Source organism: Mycobacterium sp. WMMD1722, from assembly GCF_049315205.1.
GTDB lineage: Bacteria > Actinomycetota > Actinomycetes > Mycobacteriales > Mycobacteriaceae > Mycobacterium.
Genome location: NZ_CP186056.1, coordinates 5,062,543 through 5,083,615 on the forward strand (window position 1 = coordinate 5,062,543; position 21,073 = coordinate 5,083,615).

Consider the following 21,073-nt stretch of genomic DNA (forward strand, 5'->3'; position numbering starts at 1 on the left):
CTGGTTAGACGGTCTTGCGGAAGACCAGCCACCTCATGTCGATCGGGCACTCCTCACGGGGGACGTCGAACAGGTCCCGGCCCGTGGTCCAGTCCTCGTACCAGCTGGTCGGCGGCCAGAATTCCGCTGGGATGTTGGCCTTCTCGTAGTCGTACACGGAGTGGTCGGACTCCAACTGGAACGGATAGCCGTGTACGGCCCGGCTCATCTCCTCCACCGTGAACACGCTGGTGTACATCTGCTGCCCGAGTTCGCGCGCGGCGTTGTCGGGGGTGTAACCCGGTCGCGCCAGGAATGCGTTGAACAGCAGCCGACCCCCCGGAGCGAGGCAATGTGCCGCCAGATGAAAGAGGCCGCGGAGATGGTCGGTCGACCGGAAGTCCGACACCACCTCCGACAGGAAGATCAACTGATAGTCCTGGCGTAGATCGTCGAGAGTGTCGAAGACGTCGCGCTGGATCACCCGGACGTTCAGCGACTCCTCCGTCGCGCTCTCGCGGATCATCTCCGCGAACTTCGGCGTCAGTTCCACGACGTCGACCGGGAAACCTTTACGCGCCAGCGCCAGCGCATTGCGGCCGGTGCCCGCACCGATGTCGAGCACGTGATGCGTTGCGAGATCTGCGTCTTCGTTGGCCACCGCCCAGACCCGGGCATCGGGATGGGTACCGAACAGCGGGGGCTTGCGGGTACTGATCCAGTTCTCGTACGCGCCCTCGACGGTCCACCACTGGCCGTTGACGTTGTAGTTCAACGCCGTTCCGACCGGCGAGTGATACGTGATCACGATGTTGGACCGCGGCGACACCTCGTAGGCCCGGTCGAGCTGGCCCTGTAACACAGTCCGAAGGTGGTCGCGCTGCTCGCTGTTGAACGGCGAACCGGCGGCGGCGAAGAGGTTCTCGCACATCGTCACGTATTCGTCGATCATCCCCGGTGCGGCGGGTAGCGTGATCTCTCCCCTCGACACCGATCGGCGCAACAGCCGGTGTGTCATGGCCGCCCGCAGCTGGGCCTGTGTCACTGGTTCCGGGGCTTGTATGTCCATCACCCCTTCTTCTACCGGACCCGCTTCGCAAACGCCAGCGGATGAGGCGCGTTGCGGCACCGCGAAATCCCAGTTGAGGCCCCTCGCGGGGTTCGAATGAAGCCCGGCCGGCGGTATCATCGGCGGATGCAGTCAATACTTTCCGCCCAGCAGGCCGAGCAGCGCGACTTCTGGCGTGAGCTGTGCCCCGGCCTCACGATTGAGGGGGACAGCACCGCTGCGCCTGCCGCGGTCGGCGACCCGGACGAGTTGATCCCGGTCCTGCAGCGCGAAGGCTACATCCAGGTGGCCGACGCGCTCTCCGAGGCGCGCATCGCCCCCATTCGCAGCGCGGTCTCCACCCTGTTCCAGTGCGGTATCCCGTTGCCCTTCGCCTTCGTCTACGACGAGCCCTGGCTGGCATTCCAGAGTCTTTCGCGGTTCTTGTCGACCGCGCTGGGGGAGGACTACCGCGCTCTGCCCGACTTCTGGGTGTGGCACGTCAAACCCAACGAGGGCTCGGCCGGATGGGGTCCGCACCGCGACCGCGTGCAACCGACCATCGACGACGACAATTCGCCGCAGACGCTGACCGTGTGGCTGCCCTTCACCGACGCCACGCCGCTCAACGGCTGTATGTACGTGCTGCCGGCGCACCGGGACCAACGCTTCGTCGAGCGCCGGTGGGACGGCCACGACAACAACGTGGTGTACAACCCCCAGGACATTCGGGCGCTCCCGGCCACCGGAGGCAGCCTGCTCGCGTGGAACCAGGCTGTCCTGCACTGGGGTGGACGTGGCAGCCGACTGGGCACCGCCCCGCGGATCAGCGCGGCTTTCGAATTCCAGCGCGGTGACTGCGCACCCTTCAACAGCCCGCTGCTCGACCCGCACCGGATGCCGACGTTCACCGAGCGGCTGGGCCTGATCGGCAAGCAGGCGCTCCAGTATCGGCACATGTACCCGCTGACCGACGATGTGGCGGCGATGGCCACATCGCTCTACCAGCGGTTCATGCCGGGCGTGACCGCCGGCGCGGCTCCCGCCGTGACGCCGATCGTCGGTCCGGCCGGGTCGACGGAGCCGCAGCCCGTGACCCTCAGCATCTTCTGAACGGGGTCGGTCAGGCCTGCTTCTGGTAGACCAGCCAGCGCATGTCGATCGGGCATTGTTCACGCGGCAGGGCGAAGACGTCCTGTCCGCTGACCCATTCCGGATACCAGCCGGTGGGCGGCCACCCGCCCGCGGGTAGATGGGCCTGCTCGTAGTCGAAGACCGACTCGTCGGATATCTGCTCGAGCGGTAGATCGGCTGCCGCTGCGGCCATCTCGGGGTAGGTGAAGATCCGGGTGTACATCTGCTCACCCAGCTGGATGACCGCTTCGTCGGGGGTGTAGTTGTGGGCGGCCATGAAGGTGTTGAACACCAGATGCCCACCGGGAACGAGGCGGTCGGACGCCAGCTGGAACAACGCCCGGAGCTGTTCTGTGGTGCGGAATTCGGCGACCACCTCCGACAGGATGATCAGGTCGTAGTCGTCGTCGAGATCGTCGGCCTCCGTGGCGAACACGTCGCGCTGGATCAGACCCATCCGCAACTGTTCTTTCTGCGCCTCCGCACGGATCATGTCGACGAATTTCTCGTTGACCTCGACCACGTCGACCGGATGGCCGCGCCGGGCGAGCGCCAACGCGTTGCGTCCGGTGCCGGCGCCGATATCGAGGATCGAGAACCTTTTAGGATCGGTGGCTTCGCTGGCCAGGTCCCACACTCTGGCATCGGGCTTGGTGCCGAACAGCGGTGGTTCGCGGGTGGCGATCCAGTCGTCGTAGGTCTCGGCGATGGTCCGCCAGCGAGGCTGGATGTGGTAGTTCAACGTGGTGCCGACGGGGCAGTGCCAGCTGATCACGATGTCCGACCGCTGGGTCGCCTGGTACGCCTCGACCAGCTGACTTTCCAGCGCGACCCGCAGATGTTCGAGTTGCTCGGCGCTGAACGGCGCACCGACGCTGGCGAACGTCGTCTCACACATCCGGACGTAGACGTCGAGCATGCCCGGTACGGCAGGAATGACGATCTCACCCCGCGCCTCGCCGCGACGATGCAGGCGGCGGGCCATTGCTTCATGGAGGCGACGCGAATCGTACTGTCGCAGAGGCGGGCTCGTCACCGGGCTCCTTCTGTGGCGGGTGCTGTGGCGGGTGGCCGACGGGGGCAGGCGGGCAGCCCGCCTGACCGCTCACCATAGCGTGTCGCCGTCCGGCCGTGACAGACCCTCGAGCAAACAGTTCCCGGGCCGCGGAAGCGGGCACGCGAAGGTCGACAGCGCCGGGCCGACGGTTAGTATTCACCCCATGCCGGATTCCAATGAAGCAGATCCCAAGACCGAGACGACCTCCGGGCGAGACAAGCTGTCGGGCAGTTCGGCGGTGGGCCGGACGCCCGTCGCGGTGGAGCGGCCCGCACCGAAGTGGCTGGCTCCGGCGGCGCTGGTGCTGGCCGTGGTCGCGATCGCACTGTCGGCCTGGTCGCTGCTCAGCAAGGACTCGTCGTCGTCCGCCGCCGGCAACACGCTGCCGGGTGACCCGAAGCAGCGGGTGTGCACCGCCTTCGACACGGTGGCCAAGGCCGTGCAGCTGCAGACGAACAACAACCTCGGCCCGGATCCGGTGCCGCAGGCGGCCGTGGCGGGCAACGCGCGGCTGGCCCTGATCGGTGGCGGGGAGTACCTGCTCAACAGCCTCGACTCCGAGGTCCCCGACGATCTCGCCGAGCAGACCCGCAAGTTCGGCAACACGCTGCAGGACATCGGCGTGAACGCGCTGGCCAACGTCCCCAACAGCGATCCGGCGCAGACCGCACGCCTGCGCGAGGGTGACGCCACGCGTCAGCAGATCGTCGAACTCTGCAAGTGAGGCCGACGTGTCCTCACCGGCTGACCCGGTGAGGACGCGTCCGCGTCTGCTGTTCGTCCACGCTCACCCGGACGACGAGACGCTGACCACGGGCGGCACCATCGCGCGGTATGCCGCGCAAGGAGCCGAGGTCCGCGTGGTCACCTGCACGCTGGGCGAAGAGGGCGAGGTCATCGGCCGGCGATTTGCGCAACTCGCCGTCGACCACGCCGATCAGCTCGGCGGCTATCGCATCTCCGAACTCACCCGGGCGCTCGAGGCGCTCGGTGCCGGCGAACCCCATTTTCTCGGCGGCCCCGGTCATTGGCGTGACTCCGGGATGGCGGGCACGCCACCCCGGCGGCACCGCCGCTTCGTCGACGCCCCTCTTCCCGACGCCGCGGGTGCGCTCGCCGGGGTGATCGACGACTTCCGGCCACATGTCGTGGTGACCTACGACCCCGACGGTGGGTACGGCCATCCGGACCACATCCAGACCCACCGCGTCACCACCGCGGCCGTGGACGCGGCCCGCTGGGCGGTGCCGAGGGTCTGCTGGACCGTCTCGGCGACGTCGGCCATCGCATCCGGTCTCCGCGACCTGGGTGAACTCCCCCCGGAATGGACGCGGATCAGCGTCGACGAGGTGCCGTTCGGCTATCCCGACGACCGCATCGACGTGGTGATCGACGTGGCCGCGAGTCTGGCGGCCAAGGTGGCGGCGCTGCGCGCGCATGCGACGCAGGTGTCGGTGGCACCCGATGGTCGTTCGCTGGCGTTGTCGAACAACATCGCGATGCCGGTCCTCGCCGAGGAGCACTACATCCAGGTGTCGGGCCCGCCCGGTTCCGGCGACGATCTGCTCGCCGGACTGGATCTGGTCTAGCTGCTGCCGCTCGGGGTACGCTGCCGTCATCCAGCGACGCCGAAGGGACTCTCATGGACCCCGACCTCGACCCCAATCTGCAGCATTGGCAGGACCGCCTCGACAACTTCCAGTGGGTGGTGGGGTCCCTGGTGGGCCTGCTCGACAGCATCCCGACCTGACCCGCAATCTCGTCCTGGGTCTACTCGCATTCGACGGCATTCTCGTCGCGATCATCGGCGCGTTGTTCCTTCCGCTGCGCATCGGCGTGATCCCGGTTCCGCTGACCGCACTGCTGGCCGGTGCGATGAACGCGGCGCTGGTGTGGGTGGCGATGAAGTGGACCGATTCGGGGCGGGTGGCCGCGCTGCCGCTGTGGACCTGGCTGGCCACCGTGGCGGTGCTGACGCTCGGGGGGCCGGGCGGCGACATCGTCTTCGGCGGCGCAGGTGTGATGGCCTACAGCGTGCTGGTGTATCTCGCGCTGGGCGCCGGGCCACCGGCGTGGCTGCTATGGCGTCGCTGACGAAGGCTACTGTGGCCGGTATGCCGGAGGCTGTGATTCCAGGATGTGGGAAGCGCGGATGAAAACCACGGATGGCGGGGTTGTTCGGGAGTGGCTCTGAACCCCCATCACGGCACCGATCTGCCAGCTCCGGCGGTCCCACCGCGTACCGAAGAGCCCAGCCCCGCCGCATTGCGCCGGGTGTTGAGGCGGGCCCGCGACGGTGTGGCGCTCAACGTCGACGAGGCCGCGATCGCGATGACTGCGCGCGGTGACGACCTCGCCGACCTGTGTGCCAGCGCGGCACGGGTCCGCGACGCCGGACTGTCCTCGGCGGGGCGCCTCGGCGCCAACGGCCGCCTTCCGGTCAGTTATTCGCGCAAGGTCTTCATCCCCGTCACGCACCTGTGCCGCGACACCTGCCACTACTGCACCTTCGTCACCGTGCCCGGCCGGCTTCGCGCGCAGGGCAAGGGCATGTACATGGAGCCCGACGAGATCCTCGACGTCGCCCGCCGCGGTGCCGAACTGGGGTGCAAGGAAGCTCTTTTCACGCTCGGTGACCGCCCCGAGACCCGGTGGGACGAGGCCAGGCAGTGGCTCGACGAGCGCGGCTACGACTCCACTCTGGACTACGTACGGGCCATGGCGATCCGGGTGCTCGAGGAGACCGGACTGCTGCCGCATCTGAACCCGGGCGTGATGAGCTGGGCGGAGCTGTCGCGGTTGAAGCCGGTGGCGCCGTCGATGGGCATGATGCTCGAGACCACGTCGCGTCGGCTGTTCGAGACGAAGGGGCTGGCGCACTACGGCAGCCCCGACAAGGATCCCGCGGTTCGGCTGCGCACACTCGACGACGCGGGCCGGCTGTCCATCCCGTTCACCACGGGACTGCTCGTCGGAATCGGCGAGACGCTGACCGAGCGCGCCGAGACCATGCACGCGATCCGCCGGTCGCACAGAGAGTTCGGGCACGTCCAGGAAGTGATCGTGCAGAACTTCCGGGCCAAGGACCACACCGCCATGGCGGGTGTGCCCGACACCGGGATCGACGACTTCCTCGCGACGGTCGCCGTGACGCGGCTGGTGCTGGGTCCGAAGATGCGGATCCAGGCGCCGCCGAACCTGGTGTCCCGGCAGGAGTGCCTGGCGCTGATCGCGGCGGGCGTCGACGACTGGGGTGGGGTCTCGCCGCTGACGCCCGACCACGTCAATCCGGAGCGGCCGTGGCCGGCGCTCGACGATCTGGCCGATGTCACCGCCGAGGCGGGATACGACCTGGTGCAGCGGCTGACCGCGCAACCGCAGTACGTCCAGGCCGGCGCGGCGTGGATCGATCCCCGGGTGCGGGGACACGTGGATGCGCTCGCCGGTCCCGACGGTCTGGCCCTCGACGTCAACCCGCAGGGCCGGCCGTGGCAGGAACCCGACGAGGCGCTGCAGTCGCTGGGGCGCACCGATCTGCACTCGGCGATCGACAGCGAGGGACGGCTGACCGAGACCCGCAGTGACCTCGGCAGCGCGTTCGGCGACTGGGAGTCCATTCGCGAGAAGGTCTCCGAACTCGCCGCGCGGGCGCCCGAGCGCATCGACACCGATGTGCTGGCCGCCCTGCGCGCGGCCGAGCGTGATCCGGCGGCGCTGTCCGACGACGCGTACCTGGCGCTGGCGAGCGCCGACGGTCCGGCCCTGGACGCCGTTGCCGCGCTGGCGGATTCGCTGCGCCGCGACGTGGTGGGTGACGACGTGACCTACGTCGTCAACCGCAACATCAACTTCACCAACATCTGCTACACCGGCTGCCGGTTCTGCGCGTTCGCCCAGCGTAAGGGCGACGCCGACGCGTACTCCCTGTCCGCCGAGGAGGTGGCCGACCGCGCCTGGGAAGCCCACGTGGTGGGGGCGACGGAAGTCTGCATGCAGGGCGGTATCGATCCTGAACTGCCGGTGACCGGCTACGCCGACCTGGTGCGCGCGGTCAAGCGGCGGGTGCCGTCGATGCACGTCCACGCCTTCTCTCCGATGGAGATCGCCAACGGCGTCACCAGGAGTGGGCTGTCGACCCGCGAGTGGCTGACCGCCCTGCGCGAAGCCGGCCTGGGCAGCATCCCGGGCACGGCCGCCGAAATCCTGGACGACGAGGTGCGCTGGATCCTGACGAAGGGCAAGCTGCCGACGTCGGAGTGGATCGACGTCATCACCACCGCCCACCAGGTGGGGCTGCGGTCGAGTTCGACGATGATGTACGGCCACGTCGACACCCCGAAGCACTGGGTCGGGCATCTGCGGGTGTTGCGCGGAATCCAGGACCGCACCGGCGGATTCACCGAGTTCGTCCCGCTGCCGTTCGTGCATCAGTCGTCGCCGCTGTACCTCGCGGGCGGAGCGCGACCCGGTCCGACGCACCGGGACAACCGGGCGGTGCACGCGCTGGCCCGGATCATGCTGCACGGCCGGATCGACCACATCCAGACCAGCTGGGTGAAGCTGGGCGTGGAGCGGACCCAGGTGATGCTGCAGGGTGGCGCCAACGATCTCGGCGGCACGCTGATGGAGGAGACCATCTCCCGGATGGCCGGATCGGAGAACGGGTCGGCCAAGAGCGTCGAGGAGCTGGTGTCGATCGCCCGGGGTATCGGCCGGCCCGCCCGTCAGCGCACCACGACGTACGCGCCGCTGGCGGCCTGACTGCTCGCCCATCGACCGTGGAATAGAAACCGGACCGTGGTCCGTTTATCTCGTCGAGGGTGCCGGACGGTCCGGCGACCCGTGACGAAGGAGACCACCATGACGTCAGCCACCGCGTCCGCCCTGAGCGCCGGCACCTGGGCGATTGACCCCGTGCATTCGACGATCGGATTTTCTGTACGCCACCTGATGGTCAGCAAGGTGCGCGGCACCTTCGACCGGTTCAGCGGCGCCATCACCGTCGGCGAGGACGGCACCGCCTCGGTGACCGCGGAGATCGACGTCACCTCGATCAACACCCGCAACGAGCAGCGCGACGCCCACCTCAAGGCTGCCGACTTCTTCGACGCCGAGAAGTATCCGACCGCCACCTTCACCTCCACGGGGGTGCGCGCCGACGGCGACCACTACGCGCTCGACGGCGAATTCACGCTCAAGGGCGTCACCAAGGCCGTCACGCTGGACCTGGACTTCAACGGGGTCAACCCGGGGATGGGTCACGGTGAGGTCGCCGGCTTCGATGCGACCGTGGTGCTCAACCGCCGCGATTTCGGCATCGACATCGACACCCCGCTGGAGACCGGCGGAGCCGTCGTCGGCGACAAGGTCACCATCACCCTCGAGATCGAGGCGCTCAAGCAGGCCTGAGCCCCCGCCTCCAGACCGTCTTCCGACGCCACGGCGCGACCGCGCCGTGGCGTCGTGCGTTTGGTGTGGCGACTGGTCGGACTGTATGTGCGACGTTTAGTATCAGTAACCACGCGGCACCCCTACCGGGGCGCCGCGTGCAAGTTAGGGCACACTGAGACGACCGTCCAGAACCCGCCTGGGGATACTTCCAGGCGAACAACTGGTCGCCGACTCGGCGGCCCGCCCGCGCCAGCAGCCCACTGGTCAGACCGAAGAACGCTTAGGAGAACCGGTGACGTACGTCATTGCCGAACCCTGTGTCGACGTCAAGGACAAGGCATGCATCGAGGAGTGCCCCGTCGACTGCATCTACGAGGGCGCACGCATGCTGTACATCCACCCCGACGAGTGCGTGGACTGCGGCGCCTGCGAACCGGTGTGCCCGGTCGAGGCCATCTACTACGAGGACGACGTCCCCGATCAGTGGAGCGGCTACACGCAGCACAACGCGGACTTCTTCAGCGAGCTGGGCTCGCCGGGCGGCGCGTCGAAGGTCGGTCAGACCGACAACGATCCGCAGGTCGTCAAGGACCTGCCGCCGCAGGGCGAAGACTGACGTCTCCGACGCCTGAGGTGGCGCGGCGGGCGGTGTCCGCCACACTGCCGGAGTTTCCCTGGGACACGCTGGCCGAGCCCGGCGCGGTGGCTCGCGCGCATCCCGACGGCATCGTCGACCTCTCGGTCGGCACCCCGGTGGACGAGGTGGCACCGGTGATCCGCGAGGCGCTGGCCGCGGCCAGCGGTTCGCCGGGCTATCCGACCACCGCGGGGACCCCTGCGCTGCGCGCGTCGGCGAAGGCGGCGCTGGAGCGCCGCTACGGCGTCACCGGCCTGGCCGAGGACGCCGTCCTGCCGGTGGTCGGGACCAAGGAGCTCATCGCCTGGCTGCCCACACTGCTCGGGCTCACCTCCGACGATGTGGTGGTCGTCCCCGAACTTGCCTATCCCACCTACGAGGTGGGCGCCCGGCTAGCCCACGCTCAGGTGGTGCGCGCCGACTCGCTGACCCAGCTCGGTCCGCAGCGACCGGCGCTGGTCTATCTGAACTCGCCGAGCAACCCCACCGGCAAAGTCCTGGGCGCCGACCACCTCCGCAAGGTCGTGGGCTGGGCTCGCGACCGCGGGGTGCTGGTGGCCTCCGATGAGTGCTACCTCGGCCTGGCCTGGGACGCGGAGCCGTTCTCCGTGCTGCATCCCGATGTGTCCGGCGGGGACCACACCGGGCTGCTCGCGATCCACTCGCTGTCGAAGACGTCCTCGCTGGCCGGCTACCGCGCCGGCTTCGTCGCCGGTGATCCCGCGGTGGTCGCCGAACTGCTGGCGGTGCGTAAGCACGCCGGGATGATGGTGCCGACCGCCGTGCAGGCCGCGATGGTCGCCGCGCTCGACGACGACGCGCACGAGCGCCGGCAGCGGGAGCGTTATGCGCGTCGGCGGCAGGTGTTGCTGCCGGCGTTGCAGTCGGCCGGATTCACCGTCGACGATTCCGAGGCCGGTCTGTATCTCTGGGCCACCCGCGGCGAGCCGTGCCGGGCGACGGTGGGCTGGCTGGCCGAACGCGGCATCCTGGCCGCCCCCGGCGAGTTCTACGGCCCGCGCGGCGGGCAGCATGTGCGCTTGGCGCTCACCGCCACCGACGAGCGCATCGACGCGGCCGCGCGGCGGTTGGCGTGAGCGGGTTCAGCACCCCGGACAAGACGGATCGGTACCGCACCGAGAGCTTCGCCGGCGCCGTCGGTCTGAACTGGTACAGCACCGATCCGACGCTGCAGACGACGCTGGCGTACTACCTGCCCGCCGAGCAGGTGGCCGTCGCCGAACCCCACCTGGTCGCCATGGGCGATCTGATGGGCGGGCCGGTCGCGCGCTGGGCGGAGGAGACCGACCGTCATCCCCCGACGCTGCAGCGCTACGACCGCTGGGGGCACGACGTCGGTCGGGTGGTGCTGCCCGACTCGTTCATCCGGTCCAAGCGCGCGGTGCTCGACGCGCAGCGGACGCTTCGCGACGAGGTGCGCGCCGCGGGTGGCCGCTCGTCGATCCCGATGTTCGTGGCGAATTACCTGCTCGATCAGGCCGACATCGGGATGGGCTGCGCGCTGGGTACCGGCGGCGGGATGGTGCAGGCGCTCGTCGCCGCGTATGCCCCGGCCGATGTCCGCGACCACGTGTTGGACAAGTTCGCCTCCGGGGAGTGGGACGGTGAGACGGCGCAGATGCTCACCGAACGCACCGGCGGCTCCGATCTGGGCGCACTCGAGACGACGGCGACCCGGGATGGCGACGCCTGGCTGCTCAACGGATTCAAGTGGTTCGCCTCCAACTGCGACGGTCAGGCGTTCGTCGTGCTGGCCAAACCCGAGGGCGCACCGGATTCCAGTCGCGGTGTCGCGACGTTCCTGGTGCTGCGGACCCGGCGCGACGGATCGCGCAACGGGGTGCGGATCCGGCGGCTCAAGGACAAGCTCGGTACCCGGTCGGTGGCCTCCGGCGAAGTGGAGTTCGCCGACGCCGAGGCGTTCCTGCTCTCCGGCGAGCCGACGTCGGAGTCCGGCCCGTCCGACGGGAAGGGCCTGGGCCGGATGATGGAGCTGACCAACGCCGCCCGGCTGGGCATCGCACTGTTCGCCCTGGGCAATGCGCGTCGCGCCCTGGTCGAATCGCTGTGCTACGCCCGGCGCCGGCAGGCGTTCGGATCGCCGCTGATCGACAAACCGCTGATGCGACGCAAACTGGCCGAGATGATCGTCGATGTCGAGGCGGCCCAGGCGTTGGTGTTCGACGGCACCGGACTGCCCAATCACCGCCAGCCCAGCCGGATCCGGCAGCGGATCGCGGTGCCCGTCACCAAACTGAAGGTGTGCCGGCTGGGCATCACCATGGCCTCGGATGCGATCGAGATCCACGGCGGCAACGGCTACATCGAGGACTGGCCGGTGGCGCGGCTGCTGCGCGACGCCCAGGTCAACACCATCTGGGAGGGTCCGGACAACATTCTGTGCCTGGATGTCCGACGGGGTATCGAGAAGGCGCAGGCCCACGAGGCCCTGCTGACCCGGCTGCGCGACGCGGTGTCGGTCTCCGATGACGATGCGACGACCGCCCTGGTCTCGCAACGCGTATCGGATCTGGACGCCGCGGTGGCGGCGTGGCGGAAACTCGACGGCGCCGTCGCCGAAGCACGGCTGTTCGCGCTGGCGCAGTTCATGGCCGACGTGTACGCAGGCGCGTTGCTGACCGAGCGGGCCGCCTGGGAGCGCGCCGAACGCGGCGACGAACGCAAGGCGCTGGTGGCGCGGTTGTATGCCAAGCGCCATCTCGCCGACCACGGACCGTTGCGCGGGATCGACGACGACGGCGATGAGGCGATCGAGCGCTTCGACGAGTTGCTGGCGGGCGCGTTCACCGGTTGAGCGGATCGGTGGCGCGCAGGCTCAACGCCAGCACCAGACGGTCGCCGGCGTCGGACAGCGAGCCGCCGAGGATGGTCTCGAGGCGGCGGACCCGGTAGCGAACCGTGTTGGCGTGCACGTGCAGTCGTCGCGCCACGGCGGCCACGTCACCGAAGCCGTCCAGATAGGCGGCCAACGTCTCGGCCAGCACGGGATCCTGGTCGCGCAACGCGGCGATTCGGGGGTCGATCAGCCGGGGCTGGCCCGCCACCTGGGCGACGATGTCGTCCAGCAGCACCGTCGTGCGCGCCTCGGCCAATGACACCACCTGGCCGATCGCGTCGGGATGGCGAGCGGCGCTGTCGAAGACCCGGTCGATGTCGGCGCGGGCGGTGGCCACCCCGTCGAGGTCGGACACCGGGCAGGCGATCACCGCGCGGACCGTCACGCCGAGTTCGCGTCGCAGCGCGGCCACCGAGCCGCGCACCCACGACGTCACCGTCGCCGCCCCACCGGTCTGCGGCAGCAGCACGTACACCCGGTCGTCGGCCGACACCATCTGCGCGTCGGCCCGAAAGGCGGTCGCGCTCAACACGATCACCTCGGCCAAACCTGGGCCGCCCTGGAAACCGATCACGGCGGCCCGGCCGCCCGTCTCCAGGCCCAGTTCGCGCGCCGTCGCCCGGACGTCACCGGGTTCGTCGCCGGCGAGGCCGAGCAGTTCGCGCAGCCGCAGGGTGTGGGCCGACGGTGTGGCGGCCATGCGCGAGAGGATCCGCGCAGCCAGCACGGCGCCGCCGCGCAGCGTCTCCTCGGCGTCGCGGGCCAGTGGAGCCGAGCCCTGCTGCAGCCAGATCGTCCCGGCAAAGGTCGGTGGCCGGCGCGGCGCCGCCACGGCGACTCCGACGGCCAATCGCGGCCGCAGTCCCAGCTCGGGCCGCTCGGCGACCCGAACCACCTCATCACCGGCGCGCAAGGCATCGAAAACCCCGGCTGCGGCGAGCCATTCGAGATGAGTGGGCGGGCCGGCGCGGCCCAGGATGGACATCCGACGCAGATCGTCGGCCTCGTCGTTCGGTGACGAATACGCCAGCACATGGGACTGCGCATCCTCGACCGTCACCAATCCGCGGGTGCGGTCGGCGATCGACTGGGCGAGCGCGAAGAGGTCGTTGCCGCCGGGTGACTGCGGATCGTCGTGATCGCGGCCGTGGTCGAGGAACTGCGTCACCAGCCGGTAGGCCCGCTCCCAGCGGGCGTGCGGGTCGACGGCGACCACGGCGACACCCAGCCGGGCGGCGCGTCGTTGCAGGGTCGCGCTGGGCTTCTTGACGAACACCGCCACCGGGGTGCGGACCTGCTGTTCGAGCCAGCGTGCGGCCGTGTCGTCGGGCACGCCCAGGAGGAAGAACAGGTCGGCATTGCCGGCGGCGCGGGCGACCCCGAGGCGCACGTCGTCGGCGTCGACGAGCGCGACGGTGGCGATGGGCACATCGAGGCCGCGCGGTGCGGCAACCAGCGTCACCATGGCGCGGTCCAGCGCGAGGAGCAGGTCACCGAGCCGGACCCGGGCGGCATTCATATTGGCCAATCGTAACTATGTCTCGTCGCATCTTTGGCCGATCGGCTAATCACTGACGGCGGGTTCGGAGAGGAACCTCGGAACATGGACGCCATCAGCGACGTACCCGTGCCCGCCAACGAGCCGGTGCATGACTTCGCACCCGGCTCACCCGAGCGCACGCGGTTGGCCACCGCGCTCGAGGACCTCGCCGCCGCCGCTCCGATCGATCTACCGCACGTGATCGCCGGCCGACACCGTATGGGTGCCGGTGAACGGATCGACGTCGTGCAGCCGCACCGGCATGAATCGGTTCTGGGCGTGTTCACCAACGCCGAACACGCCGACGCCACCGCCGCAGTCGATGCCGCGCTTGCCGCGAAGCCGGCGTGGGAGTCGATGCCGTTCGACGAACGCGCCGCGGTGTTCCTGCGCGCCGCGGATCTGCTGGCGGGGCCGTGGCGGGAGAAGATGGCCGCCGCGACCATGCTGGGCCAGTCGAAGTCGGCGTATCAGGCCGAGATCGACGCGCCCTGCGAGCTGGTGGACTTCTGGCGGTTCAACGTGGCGTTCGCCCGTCAGATCCTCGCGCAGCAACCGGTCAGCAGTCGCGGCGTGTGGAACCGCACCGACTATCGACCGCTCGAGGGCTTCGTCTACGCCATCACGCCGTTCAACTTCACCGCGATCGCCGGCAATCTGCCCACCGCCCCCGCCCTGATGGGCAACACCGTGGTGTGGAAACCCGCACCGACGCAGATGTTCTCGGCATATCTGACCATGCAGCTGCTGGAGGCGGCGGGACTGCCGGCCGGGGTGATCAACCTGGTCGCCGGCGACGGGCGGGCGGTGTCGGAGGTGGCGCTGACCGACCCCCGGCTGGCCGGCATCCACTTCACCGGGTCGACGGCCACCTTCCAACAGCTGTGGCGTGAGGTCGGCACGAACATCGAACGCTACAACGGATATCCACGCCTGGTGGGGGAGACGGGCGGCAAGGACTTCGTCGTCGCCCATGCCAGCGCGGACCCCGACGTACTGCGGACCGCGCTGATCCGCGGCGCATTCGATTACCAGGGCCAGAAGTGTTCGGCGGCGTCACGCGCGTTCATCCCGCGTTCGGTGTGGCAGCAGATGGGTGACGACTTCCTGGGCGCCACCGAGGCGTTGCGCTACGGCGACGTCACCGATCTGTCGAACTTCGGTGGCGCTCTGATCGACCGGCGCGCGTTCGACAAGAACGTCGCCGCCATCGAACGGGCCAAGACCGCTGCCGGGGTGACTATCGCCGCCGGCGGTGAATACGACGACAGCACAGGTTATTTCGTCCGGCCGACCGTGCTGGTGTCCGACGATCCGGCCGACGAATCGCTGAGTCAGGAGTACTTCGGGCCGATTCTGGCCGTGCACGTCTATCCCGACGCGGACTACGACGCCATGCTCGCGGAGGTCGACGGCGGCGCCCGCTACGCGCTGACCGGGGCGGTGATCGCCGACGACCGCGCCGCGGTGTTGCGGGCACAGGAGCGGTTGCGGCACACCGCGGGCAACTTCTACGTCAACGACAAGCCGACCGGTGCGGTGGTGGGGCAGCAGCCGTTCGGCGGCTCCCGCGCGTCGGGCACCAACGACAAGGCCGGTTCGCCGCAGAACCTGCTGCGCTGGACGTCGGCCCGGTCGATCAAGGAGAACTTCACGCCGCCGACCGCGCACGACTATCCACACATGGAGGGGTGAGCGATGGGCGTCTTCCAGCGCGTCGCGCGACCGGCCATCCTGGCGGCCAGCCGGTCGGCCGCGTTGCGCCGGACCGTCGAGCGGGTGCCCGTCACACGGGAGGTGGTGCACCGCTTCGTGCCCGGCGAGACGGTGGATGATGCGCTGTCCACGGTGGGCGCGCTGCGGGACTCGCGGCGCCTGGTCAGCGTCGACTATCTGGGCGAGGACGTCACCGACGCCGACTCCGCGGCGCAGACCGCCGAGGCGTATGCAGACCTGCTCGATGCCCTGGGCCGCCATGCCGAATATGGCGGCACGGACGTCGACGCCGTCCGTCCCCTCGAGGTGTCGCTGAAGCTCTCCGCACTGGGGCAGGCCCTGCCGCGCGACGGGAGGAAGATCGCGCTGGAGCACGCCCACACCATCTGCAGCCAGGCCCAGCGCATCGGCGCGTGGGTGACCGTGGACGCCGAGGACCACACCACCACCGACTCGACGCTGTCGATCGTCCGGGAACTGCGCGCCGACTTCCCGTGGCTCGGCACCGTGCTCCAGGCGTACCTGCGCCGCACGCTCGAGGACTGCGAGGAGTTCGCCGCGGCCGGCGCGCGAATCCGGTTGTGCAAGGGCGCCTACGACGAACCCGACTCGGTGGCGTTCCGGGACGGCGCCGCGGTCACCGACAACTATCTACGGTGTCTGGACGTGCTGATGGCGGGCAGCGGCTATCCGATGGTGGCGTCGCACGATCCGGCGGTGATCGAGGCTGTGCCGGGGATGGCGGATCGCTACGGACGCAGCGTCACCCAGTTCGAGTACCAGATGTTGTTCGGCATCCGCGACAACGAACAGCGCCGACTGGCCGATGCGGGCAACGCGGTGCGGGTGTATCTGCCGTTCGGCACCCAGTGGTACGGCTACCTGGTGCGCCGGCTGGCCGAGCGGCCCGCGAATCTGACGTTCTTCCTGCGCGCGCTGGTCCAGCACTGAGGTCCGGACGTCACCAGATGGGGGTGGCCTTGACCGCCATGGTGACGTTGCCGCTGCAGGGGCCGCCGTAGATCTCGGTGGTCCAGCTGCCCTGCAGGGAGCCGTCGCGTTGCGGAACGTAGTAGGCGAAGCTGCGGGCGGGGGCCCAGACCTTGGGTTGCCCGTCGCCCATGAAGCAGTCCCACTGCCAGTCGTAGGACTGGGTCCACCGGGCGCCGTCCCAGACGTAGCGCAGGGGCTGCGGAATGGTGGGGTTGGTCGGCCGCGGACCGCTGACGACGGTGGCGATGCAGACACCGCCTGTGCAGTCGGATTTGAAGACGTATGACGCGCTGAAGTCGGCCTCGGGTTGGCGTGCGGCCGAACTGGTTCCGCCCTTCTGCGAGGCGAAGCTCACGAGGTTGAACGGGCCGGTCCACAGCTGGCCGACCGGTGCGCCCGTGCTGCCCGGCGCCGTCATCAGCAGCCCCGCCATGGCGGCGGCTGCTGTCAGCAGCGCCGTGAACGCTCGACGGGTCGCCATCGCCTTCCTCGCACTTCTCGGGCTGGAAGCACAAGCGTAGCGGCGCATTTCACGCCGGTGGGCCGTCGTTACTGAAAAATGACAATGTTGTTATTCACCTCGCCGGCGGGAGAACTGTCCGTCGGTGACCTCGTCCCATCTGCGGCACACGGTCTCGACCTGGGGATCGCCGTGACCTTTGATCCACTCGTAGGTCGCCAGATCGGTCGACGGGTTGGTGACGATGATGGTGTGGAGTTCGGGCCGGCGCTCGGCCAGCTCGCGCAGCTGCTCGGCCGGCGTGGACGGGTCGGCAGCGCGCAGTGCGTCGAGCGGATCGGGCAGCGCTGCCCGCGGCGCGTCGTGGGCGGCGTGTTCGGCGGAATCCGCGGCCGAGTCCGTGCGAGAGCGACTGTTGAGCAACAGGTTCAGGGCGATCGCGGTCACCGCGCCGGCGGAGATACCCGAGTGGAAGATGGTCTGGAACCAGTCGGGGAACCGGTTGTACAGATCCAGTGACACATCGACACTGGAGCCGGGGGAGTCGGCCAGTGCGCGGTCGGTGTAGTAGAGCTTGGCCTCGGTGAGCATCGCCACCCCCACCGAGACGGCGACGACGAGCACGTTGGTGTTGTCGAAGGCCACTTTCGACAGGGTGCGCACACCACTGGCGGCCACCATGCCGAACAGGGCGACGCCTGCGCCGCCGAGCACCGGCAATGGAATGCCTTCGACGACCGCGGCCAGCTTCGGCAGCAGCCCGAGCAGGATGAGGATGACCCCGGCGGCGCTGGCCACATGCCGGGTGCGCACGCCGGTGATGGCGACGAGGCCCACGTTCTGGGCGAAGGCGGTGTAGGGGAACGTGTTGAAGACGCCCCCGAGTACGGTGCCCAGACCGTCGGCGCGCAGTCCGTCGGCGAGGCGGCGCGGGGTGATCTTCTCGTCGACGATCTCGCCGACGGCCACGATGTCGCCGGTGGTCTCGGTCATGATGACGATCGCGACGATCAGCAGCGCGATGATCGAGCTGAGCTCGAAGCGGGGCACGCCGAATTGGAACGGTGTCACGATGCCGACCCAGTCGTAGTCGCCGAGGTGGCTCCAGTCGGCCATCCCGAGCGGGATCGCCACCAGGGTGCCGATGACCAGTCCGAGCAGAATCGAGACACGGCGGACGGCCTCGGGGGCGAAGCGTTCGATCAGCAGGATCACGACCAGGGTGAAAAAGCCCATGCCCACCGCGGCGGGTGCGCCGAAGTCGGCACCGGCGGCCGTGCCGCCGCCGAACCAGCCTGCGGCCACCCGCATCAGCGACACCCCGATGATCAGGATGATGGTGCCGGTCACCAGGGGCGGGAAGAAGCGGATGAGACGGCCGAACACCGGCGCCAGCAGGATCATGAAGAGGCCGCAGGCGATGACCGAGCCGTAGATCGTCGCGACCCCGTGGGTGCTGCCGATGGTGATCATGGGCCCGACCGCGGCGAAGGTGACGCCCTGCATCAGTGGGAGCCGCACCCCGAACCGCCACACCCCGACGGCCTGCAGGATGGTCGCGATCCCGGCGACGAACAGGTCGGCCATGATCAGGTGGACGATGTCCGACGAGTCGAGCCGGCCGGCACTGACCAGGGCGCCGCCGACGATCAGCGGTACCGCCACCGCGCCGGCGTACATGGCGAGCACATGTTGGACCGCGAGCGGCAGGAGCCGGCGTAGTGGGGGGATCTCGTCGACCGGCTTCGGAGCTGCTCTGCCCACGGAGATCAGTCTGGTCAGGGTGGCCACCGGTTCATGGTCGGATCGCGGGATTTCGTGACCTTTCCCTCGCGGTGACCGTTGCATTACGCACCGTCGCGCGGGCAGAACCGGCCACCGACAGAGGTGCTCAGCTCTGCAGGCGCTCCCGCAGCAGCAGCAGGCCGTAGGCCGCGATCGACTGGGAGTCGGTGATCTCGCCGGCGCCGATCATCCTCTCGACCTCCGCGCGGCTGAACCAGGCGCTGCGCATGTCCTGCTCCTCGTGCTCCCGGTCGTGCTCGCCCTCGGTCAGCCCGGTGGCGAGGAACACCCAGCCGCGCTGACTGCTCACCCCGGGTGCCACGTCGAGCAACCCGAGCCTGGTGATGTTCTCGGCGCGCAACCCCGTCTCTTCGCGCAGCTCCCGAGCGGCCAACGCCTCGGGATCCATATCGGCCCGTCCCGGCGCGGTGCCCTGCGGGAATTCCCACCGGCGCAGACCCAGTGGATATCTGAACTGTTCGACCAACTTCACCCGGTCGCCGTCGTCACAGGCGATGACCAGCGCGTACGTCGGCTTGTCGACCACGGAGTAGATACCGTCCGTGCCGTCCGGCCGGCGGATGGCGTCCTCGCGCAGGACCAGCCAGTCGTTGCGGTACACCTCGCGGCTCGCGACACACTCGATCTTCACGCGGCCAGTATCGCCGAGGGCGCGCGCGAGTAGCGTCTCAGTGGTGTTGCTGGCCGCACTGAACCCCGCCGCCGTCGCCGGGGGCGCCGACCTCGCCGATGCCGTCCGCATCGGGGGCACCACGCTGAGCCACAGCGATCTCGTGGGGGCGGCGACGTCGGTCGCCGAGCGGGTCGCCGGCGCGGGACGCGTCGCCGTCCTGGCCACGCCGACCGCCACCACGGTGCTGGCCATCACCGGCTGCCTGATCGCCGGGGTGCCGGTCGTGCCGGTGCCCGCCGACGTCGGTGTCGCCGAACGCGCGCACATCCTCACCGACTCCGGGGCGCAGGCCTGGCTCGGGGAGCGGCCGGGCGACGACGGTGCCGACGGGAAAGGACTGCCGCATATCCCGGTGCGGCTGCACGCCAGATCGTGGCATCGATACGCCGAACCCCCGGCCGAGGCGCCCGCGCTGATCATCTACACCTCCGGCACCACCGGTCCGCCCAAAGGTGTGGTGTTGAGCCGCCGGGCGATCGCCGCGGATGTCGACGCACTCGCCGATGCCTGGCGGTGGACGCCCGATGACGTTCTGGTGCATGGTCTTCCGCTGTATCACGTGCACGGACTCGTGCTCGGTGTGCTCGGCTCGCTGCGGATCGGCAATCGGCTGATCCACACCGGCAGGCCGACCCCCGATGCCTACGCCGCGGCGGGCGGATCCCTGTATTTCGGTGTGCCGACGGTGTGGTCACGCATCGCGGCCGACGAACCGGCGGCCAGGGCGCTGAGCGCCGCACGGCTCCTGGTATCCGGCAGCGCGCCGCTGCCGGTGCCGGTGTTCGACCGGCTGGCCGCATTGACCGGACATCAACCGGTGGAGCGCTACGGCAGTACCGAATCGCTGATCACGCTGAGCACCCGCGCCGACGGCGAGCGCCGGCCCGGGTGGGTCGGATTGCCGCTGCCGGGAGTTCGGACCCGGCTCGTCGACGACGCGGGTGCGCCGGTGGCGCACGACGGTGAGACGATCGGCCGGCTCGAGGTCGGTGGGCCGACCCTGTTCGACGGCTACCTGAACCGGCCGGACGCGACGGCCGAGGTGTTCGACGGAACCTGGTACCGCACCGGCGACGTGGCGGTCATCGACGGGACCGGAATGCACCGCATCGTCGGCCGCGAATCGGTCGACCTGATCAAGTCGGGTGGATTCCGCATCGGTGCCGGAGAGATCGAGTCGGTGCTGCTCGGGCACGACGGTGTCCGCGAGGTCGCCGTCGTCGGCGTGCCCGATCCCGATCTCGGTCAGCGCATCGTGGCGTTCGTCGTCGGCGACGCCGCCCCTGATGTCCTGATCGCTCATGTCGCCGAACAACTCTCGGTCCACAAGCGGCCCCGGGAGGTGCGCATCGTCGACAGCCTGCCGCGCAACGCGATGGGGAAGGTCATGAAGGAGGAACTGATGAAATGACTCTGAGGTTCAGCGATCTGTGCATCGACGCGAACGACACCCGCGCTCTGGCGAGCTGGTGGTCCCAGGTACTCGGTTGGCCGATGGAAGACGCCGACGACGGGGACGTCGTCCTGCGGGCGCCCACGGGCGCCGGCGCCGACTGGCTGTTCCTCGGCGTACCCGACGACAAGGTGGTCAAGAACCGTCTACACGTCGATCTCACGCCCGACGACCAGCAGGCCGAAGTGGACCGACTGATCGGCCTCGGCGCGCGGCGGACCGACATCGGACAGGGCGAGCAGACCTGGGTGGTGCTCGCCGATCCTGAGGGCAACGAATTCTGCGTGCTGTCCGCCGAGTAGGCCGGC

General features: G+C 69.2%; 19 protein-coding genes. 13 read left to right on the plus strand and 6 right to left on the minus strand.

Annotated features, from left to right (window positions below):
* Positions 1-4: 4 nt before the first annotated feature.
* Complete coding sequence (locus ACN27E_RS24620) at positions 5-1,048, minus strand: class I SAM-dependent methyltransferase (RefSeq protein WP_422745508.1); 1,044 nt, start codon at positions 1,046-1,048, stop codon at positions 5-7.
* 126 nt (positions 1,049-1,174) lie between these two features.
* On the opposite strand from ACN27E_RS24620, the gene ACN27E_RS24625 reads away from it, so the two are divergent.
* A complete protein-coding gene (locus ACN27E_RS24625; protein ID WP_422745510.1) occupies positions 1,175-2,140 on the plus strand; it encodes a phytanoyl-CoA dioxygenase family protein in 966 nt (321 codons plus the stop codon).
* Between the two features lie 10 nt (positions 2,141-2,150).
* Here the strand turns inward: ACN27E_RS24625 and ACN27E_RS24630 are convergent, their stop codons facing one another.
* On the minus strand, positions 2,151-3,197 hold the full coding sequence (locus tag ACN27E_RS24630; RefSeq protein ID WP_422745512.1) for a class I SAM-dependent methyltransferase: 1,047 nt from the start codon (positions 3,195-3,197) through the stop codon (positions 2,151-2,153).
* Positions 3,198-3,381: 184 nt separating this feature from the next.
* Between ACN27E_RS24630 and ACN27E_RS24635 the strand changes: the two genes are divergently transcribed.
* The 8 genes from ACN27E_RS24635 to ACN27E_RS24670 all read left to right on the plus strand — a co-directional run bounded on the left by ACN27E_RS24635 (position 3,382) and on the right by ACN27E_RS24670 (position 12,082).
* Positions 3,382-3,942 carry a hypothetical protein gene (locus ACN27E_RS24635; RefSeq protein WP_422745513.1) on the plus strand — a complete coding sequence of 187 codons (561 nt, stop codon included), beginning with the start codon at positions 3,382-3,384 and terminating at the stop codon, positions 3,940-3,942.
* A 28-nt stretch (positions 3,943-3,970) separates the two neighbouring features.
* A complete protein-coding gene (gene mshB, locus ACN27E_RS24640) occupies positions 3,971-4,807 on the plus strand; it encodes an N-acetyl-1-D-myo-inositol-2-amino-2-deoxy-alpha-D-glucopyranoside deacetylase (RefSeq protein WP_422745514.1) in 837 nt (278 codons plus the stop codon).
* Between the two features lie 112 nt (positions 4,808-4,919).
* Complete coding sequence (locus ACN27E_RS24645) at positions 4,920-5,312, plus strand: hypothetical protein (protein ID WP_422745516.1); 393 nt, start codon at positions 4,920-4,922, stop codon at positions 5,310-5,312.
* 90 nt (positions 5,313-5,402) lie between these two features.
* Positions 5,403-7,979: a bifunctional FO biosynthesis protein CofGH gene (locus tag ACN27E_RS24650; RefSeq protein ID WP_422745518.1), complete on the plus strand. Its 2,577-nt coding sequence runs from the start codon at positions 5,403-5,405 to the stop codon at positions 7,977-7,979.
* Between the two features lie 99 nt (positions 7,980-8,078).
* On the plus strand, positions 8,079-8,627 hold the full coding sequence (locus ACN27E_RS24655; protein WP_422745519.1) for a YceI family protein: 549 nt from the start codon (positions 8,079-8,081) through the stop codon (positions 8,625-8,627).
* A gap of 274 nt (positions 8,628-8,901) precedes the next feature.
* On the plus strand, positions 8,902-9,225 hold the full coding sequence (gene fdxA, locus ACN27E_RS24660; protein WP_422745521.1) for a ferredoxin: 324 nt from the start codon (positions 8,902-8,904) through the stop codon (positions 9,223-9,225).
* A 32-nt stretch (positions 9,226-9,257) separates the two neighbouring features.
* Positions 9,258-10,343 carry a succinyldiaminopimelate transaminase gene (gene dapC / locus ACN27E_RS24665; RefSeq protein ID WP_422745523.1) on the plus strand — a complete coding sequence of 362 codons (1,086 nt, stop codon included), beginning with the start codon at positions 9,258-9,260 and terminating at the stop codon, positions 10,341-10,343.
* On the plus strand, positions 10,340-12,082 hold the full coding sequence (locus tag ACN27E_RS24670; protein WP_422745524.1) for an acyl-CoA dehydrogenase family protein: 1,743 nt from the start codon (positions 10,340-10,342) through the stop codon (positions 12,080-12,082). Before dapC ends, ACN27E_RS24670 begins: the two co-directional genes overlap by 4 nt.
* On the opposite strand, the gene ACN27E_RS24675 is transcribed toward ACN27E_RS24670, so the two are convergent.
* Positions 12,072-13,643 (minus strand): PucR family transcriptional regulator, encoded by a 1,572-nt coding sequence (locus ACN27E_RS24675; protein ID WP_422745526.1) that lies wholly within the window; start codon positions 13,641-13,643, stop codon positions 12,072-12,074. The genes ACN27E_RS24670 and ACN27E_RS24675 overlap by 11 nt on opposite strands.
* 84 nt (positions 13,644-13,727) lie before the next feature.
* On the opposite strand from ACN27E_RS24675, the gene pruA reads away from it, so the two are divergent.
* Positions 13,728-15,359, plus strand: coding sequence for an L-glutamate gamma-semialdehyde dehydrogenase (pruA, locus tag ACN27E_RS24680; protein WP_422745528.1), 1,632 nt, complete (start codon positions 13,728-13,730; stop codon positions 15,357-15,359).
* 3 nt (positions 15,360-15,362) lie between these two features.
* Positions 15,363-16,331 carry a proline dehydrogenase family protein gene (locus ACN27E_RS24685; protein WP_422745529.1) on the plus strand — a complete coding sequence of 323 codons (969 nt, stop codon included), beginning with the start codon at positions 15,363-15,365 and terminating at the stop codon, positions 16,329-16,331.
* A gap of 10 nt (positions 16,332-16,341) precedes the next feature.
* Here ACN27E_RS24685 and ACN27E_RS24690 read toward each other — a convergent pair whose 3' ends face one another.
* From ACN27E_RS24690 to ACN27E_RS24700, 3 genes are all read right to left on the minus strand, one after another.
* Positions 16,342-16,854 (minus strand): hypothetical protein, encoded by a 513-nt coding sequence (locus tag ACN27E_RS24690; RefSeq protein WP_422745531.1) that lies wholly within the window; start codon positions 16,852-16,854, stop codon positions 16,342-16,344.
* A gap of 90 nt (positions 16,855-16,944) precedes the next feature.
* Positions 16,945-18,597: a nucleobase:cation symporter-2 family protein gene (locus tag ACN27E_RS24695; RefSeq protein WP_422745532.1), complete on the minus strand. Its 1,653-nt coding sequence runs from the start codon at positions 18,595-18,597 to the stop codon at positions 16,945-16,947.
* 127 nt (positions 18,598-18,724) lie between these two features.
* On the minus strand, positions 18,725-19,270 hold the full coding sequence (locus ACN27E_RS24700; RefSeq protein WP_422745534.1) for an NUDIX domain-containing protein: 546 nt from the start codon (positions 19,268-19,270) through the stop codon (positions 18,725-18,727).
* A 43-nt stretch (positions 19,271-19,313) separates the two neighbouring features.
* Here ACN27E_RS24700 and ACN27E_RS24705 point away from each other — a divergent pair, with 43 nt between their 5' ends.
* Entirely contained in the window at positions 19,314-20,723 is a 1,410-nt protein-coding gene (locus tag ACN27E_RS24705) for an acyl-CoA synthetase (RefSeq protein ID WP_422745535.1), read from the plus strand.
* On the plus strand, positions 20,720-21,067 hold the full coding sequence (locus ACN27E_RS24710) for a VOC family protein (RefSeq protein WP_422745537.1): 348 nt from the start codon (positions 20,720-20,722) through the stop codon (positions 21,065-21,067). Before ACN27E_RS24705 ends, ACN27E_RS24710 begins: the two co-directional genes overlap by 4 nt.
* Positions 21,068-21,073 lie beyond the last annotated feature (6 nt).

What these genes read in the sequence shown, in the direction of transcription:
- ACN27E_RS24710 (WP_422745537.1), top strand. Translation starts at nt 20,720, where the DNA reads ATGACTCTGAGGTTCAGCGATCTGTGCATCGACGCGAACGACACCCGC.
- ACN27E_RS24690 (WP_422745531.1), bottom strand. Translation starts at nt 16,854, where the DNA reads ATGGCGACCCGTCGAGCGTTCACGGCGCTGCTGACAGCAGCCGCCGCC.
- ACN27E_RS24685 (WP_422745529.1), top strand. Translation starts at nt 15,363, where the DNA reads ATGGGCGTCTTCCAGCGCGTCGCGCGACCGGCCATCCTGGCGGCCAGC.
- ACN27E_RS24620 (WP_422745508.1), bottom strand. Translation starts at nt 1,048, where the DNA reads ATGGACATACAAGCCCCGGAACCAGTGACACAGGCCCAGCTGCGGGCG.
- ACN27E_RS24655 (WP_422745519.1), top strand. Translation starts at nt 8,079, where the DNA reads ATGACGTCAGCCACCGCGTCCGCCCTGAGCGCCGGCACCTGGGCGATT.
- ACN27E_RS24625 (WP_422745510.1), top strand. Translation starts at nt 1,175, where the DNA reads ATGCAGTCAATACTTTCCGCCCAGCAGGCCGAGCAGCGCGACTTCTGG.
- ACN27E_RS24675 (WP_422745526.1), bottom strand. Translation starts at nt 13,643, where the DNA reads ATGAATGCCGCCCGGGTCCGGCTCGGTGACCTGCTCCTCGCGCTGGAC.
- ACN27E_RS24635 (WP_422745513.1), top strand. Translation starts at nt 3,382, where the DNA reads ATGCCGGATTCCAATGAAGCAGATCCCAAGACCGAGACGACCTCCGGG.
- pruA (WP_422745528.1), top strand. Translation starts at nt 13,728, where the DNA reads ATGGACGCCATCAGCGACGTACCCGTGCCCGCCAACGAGCCGGTGCAT.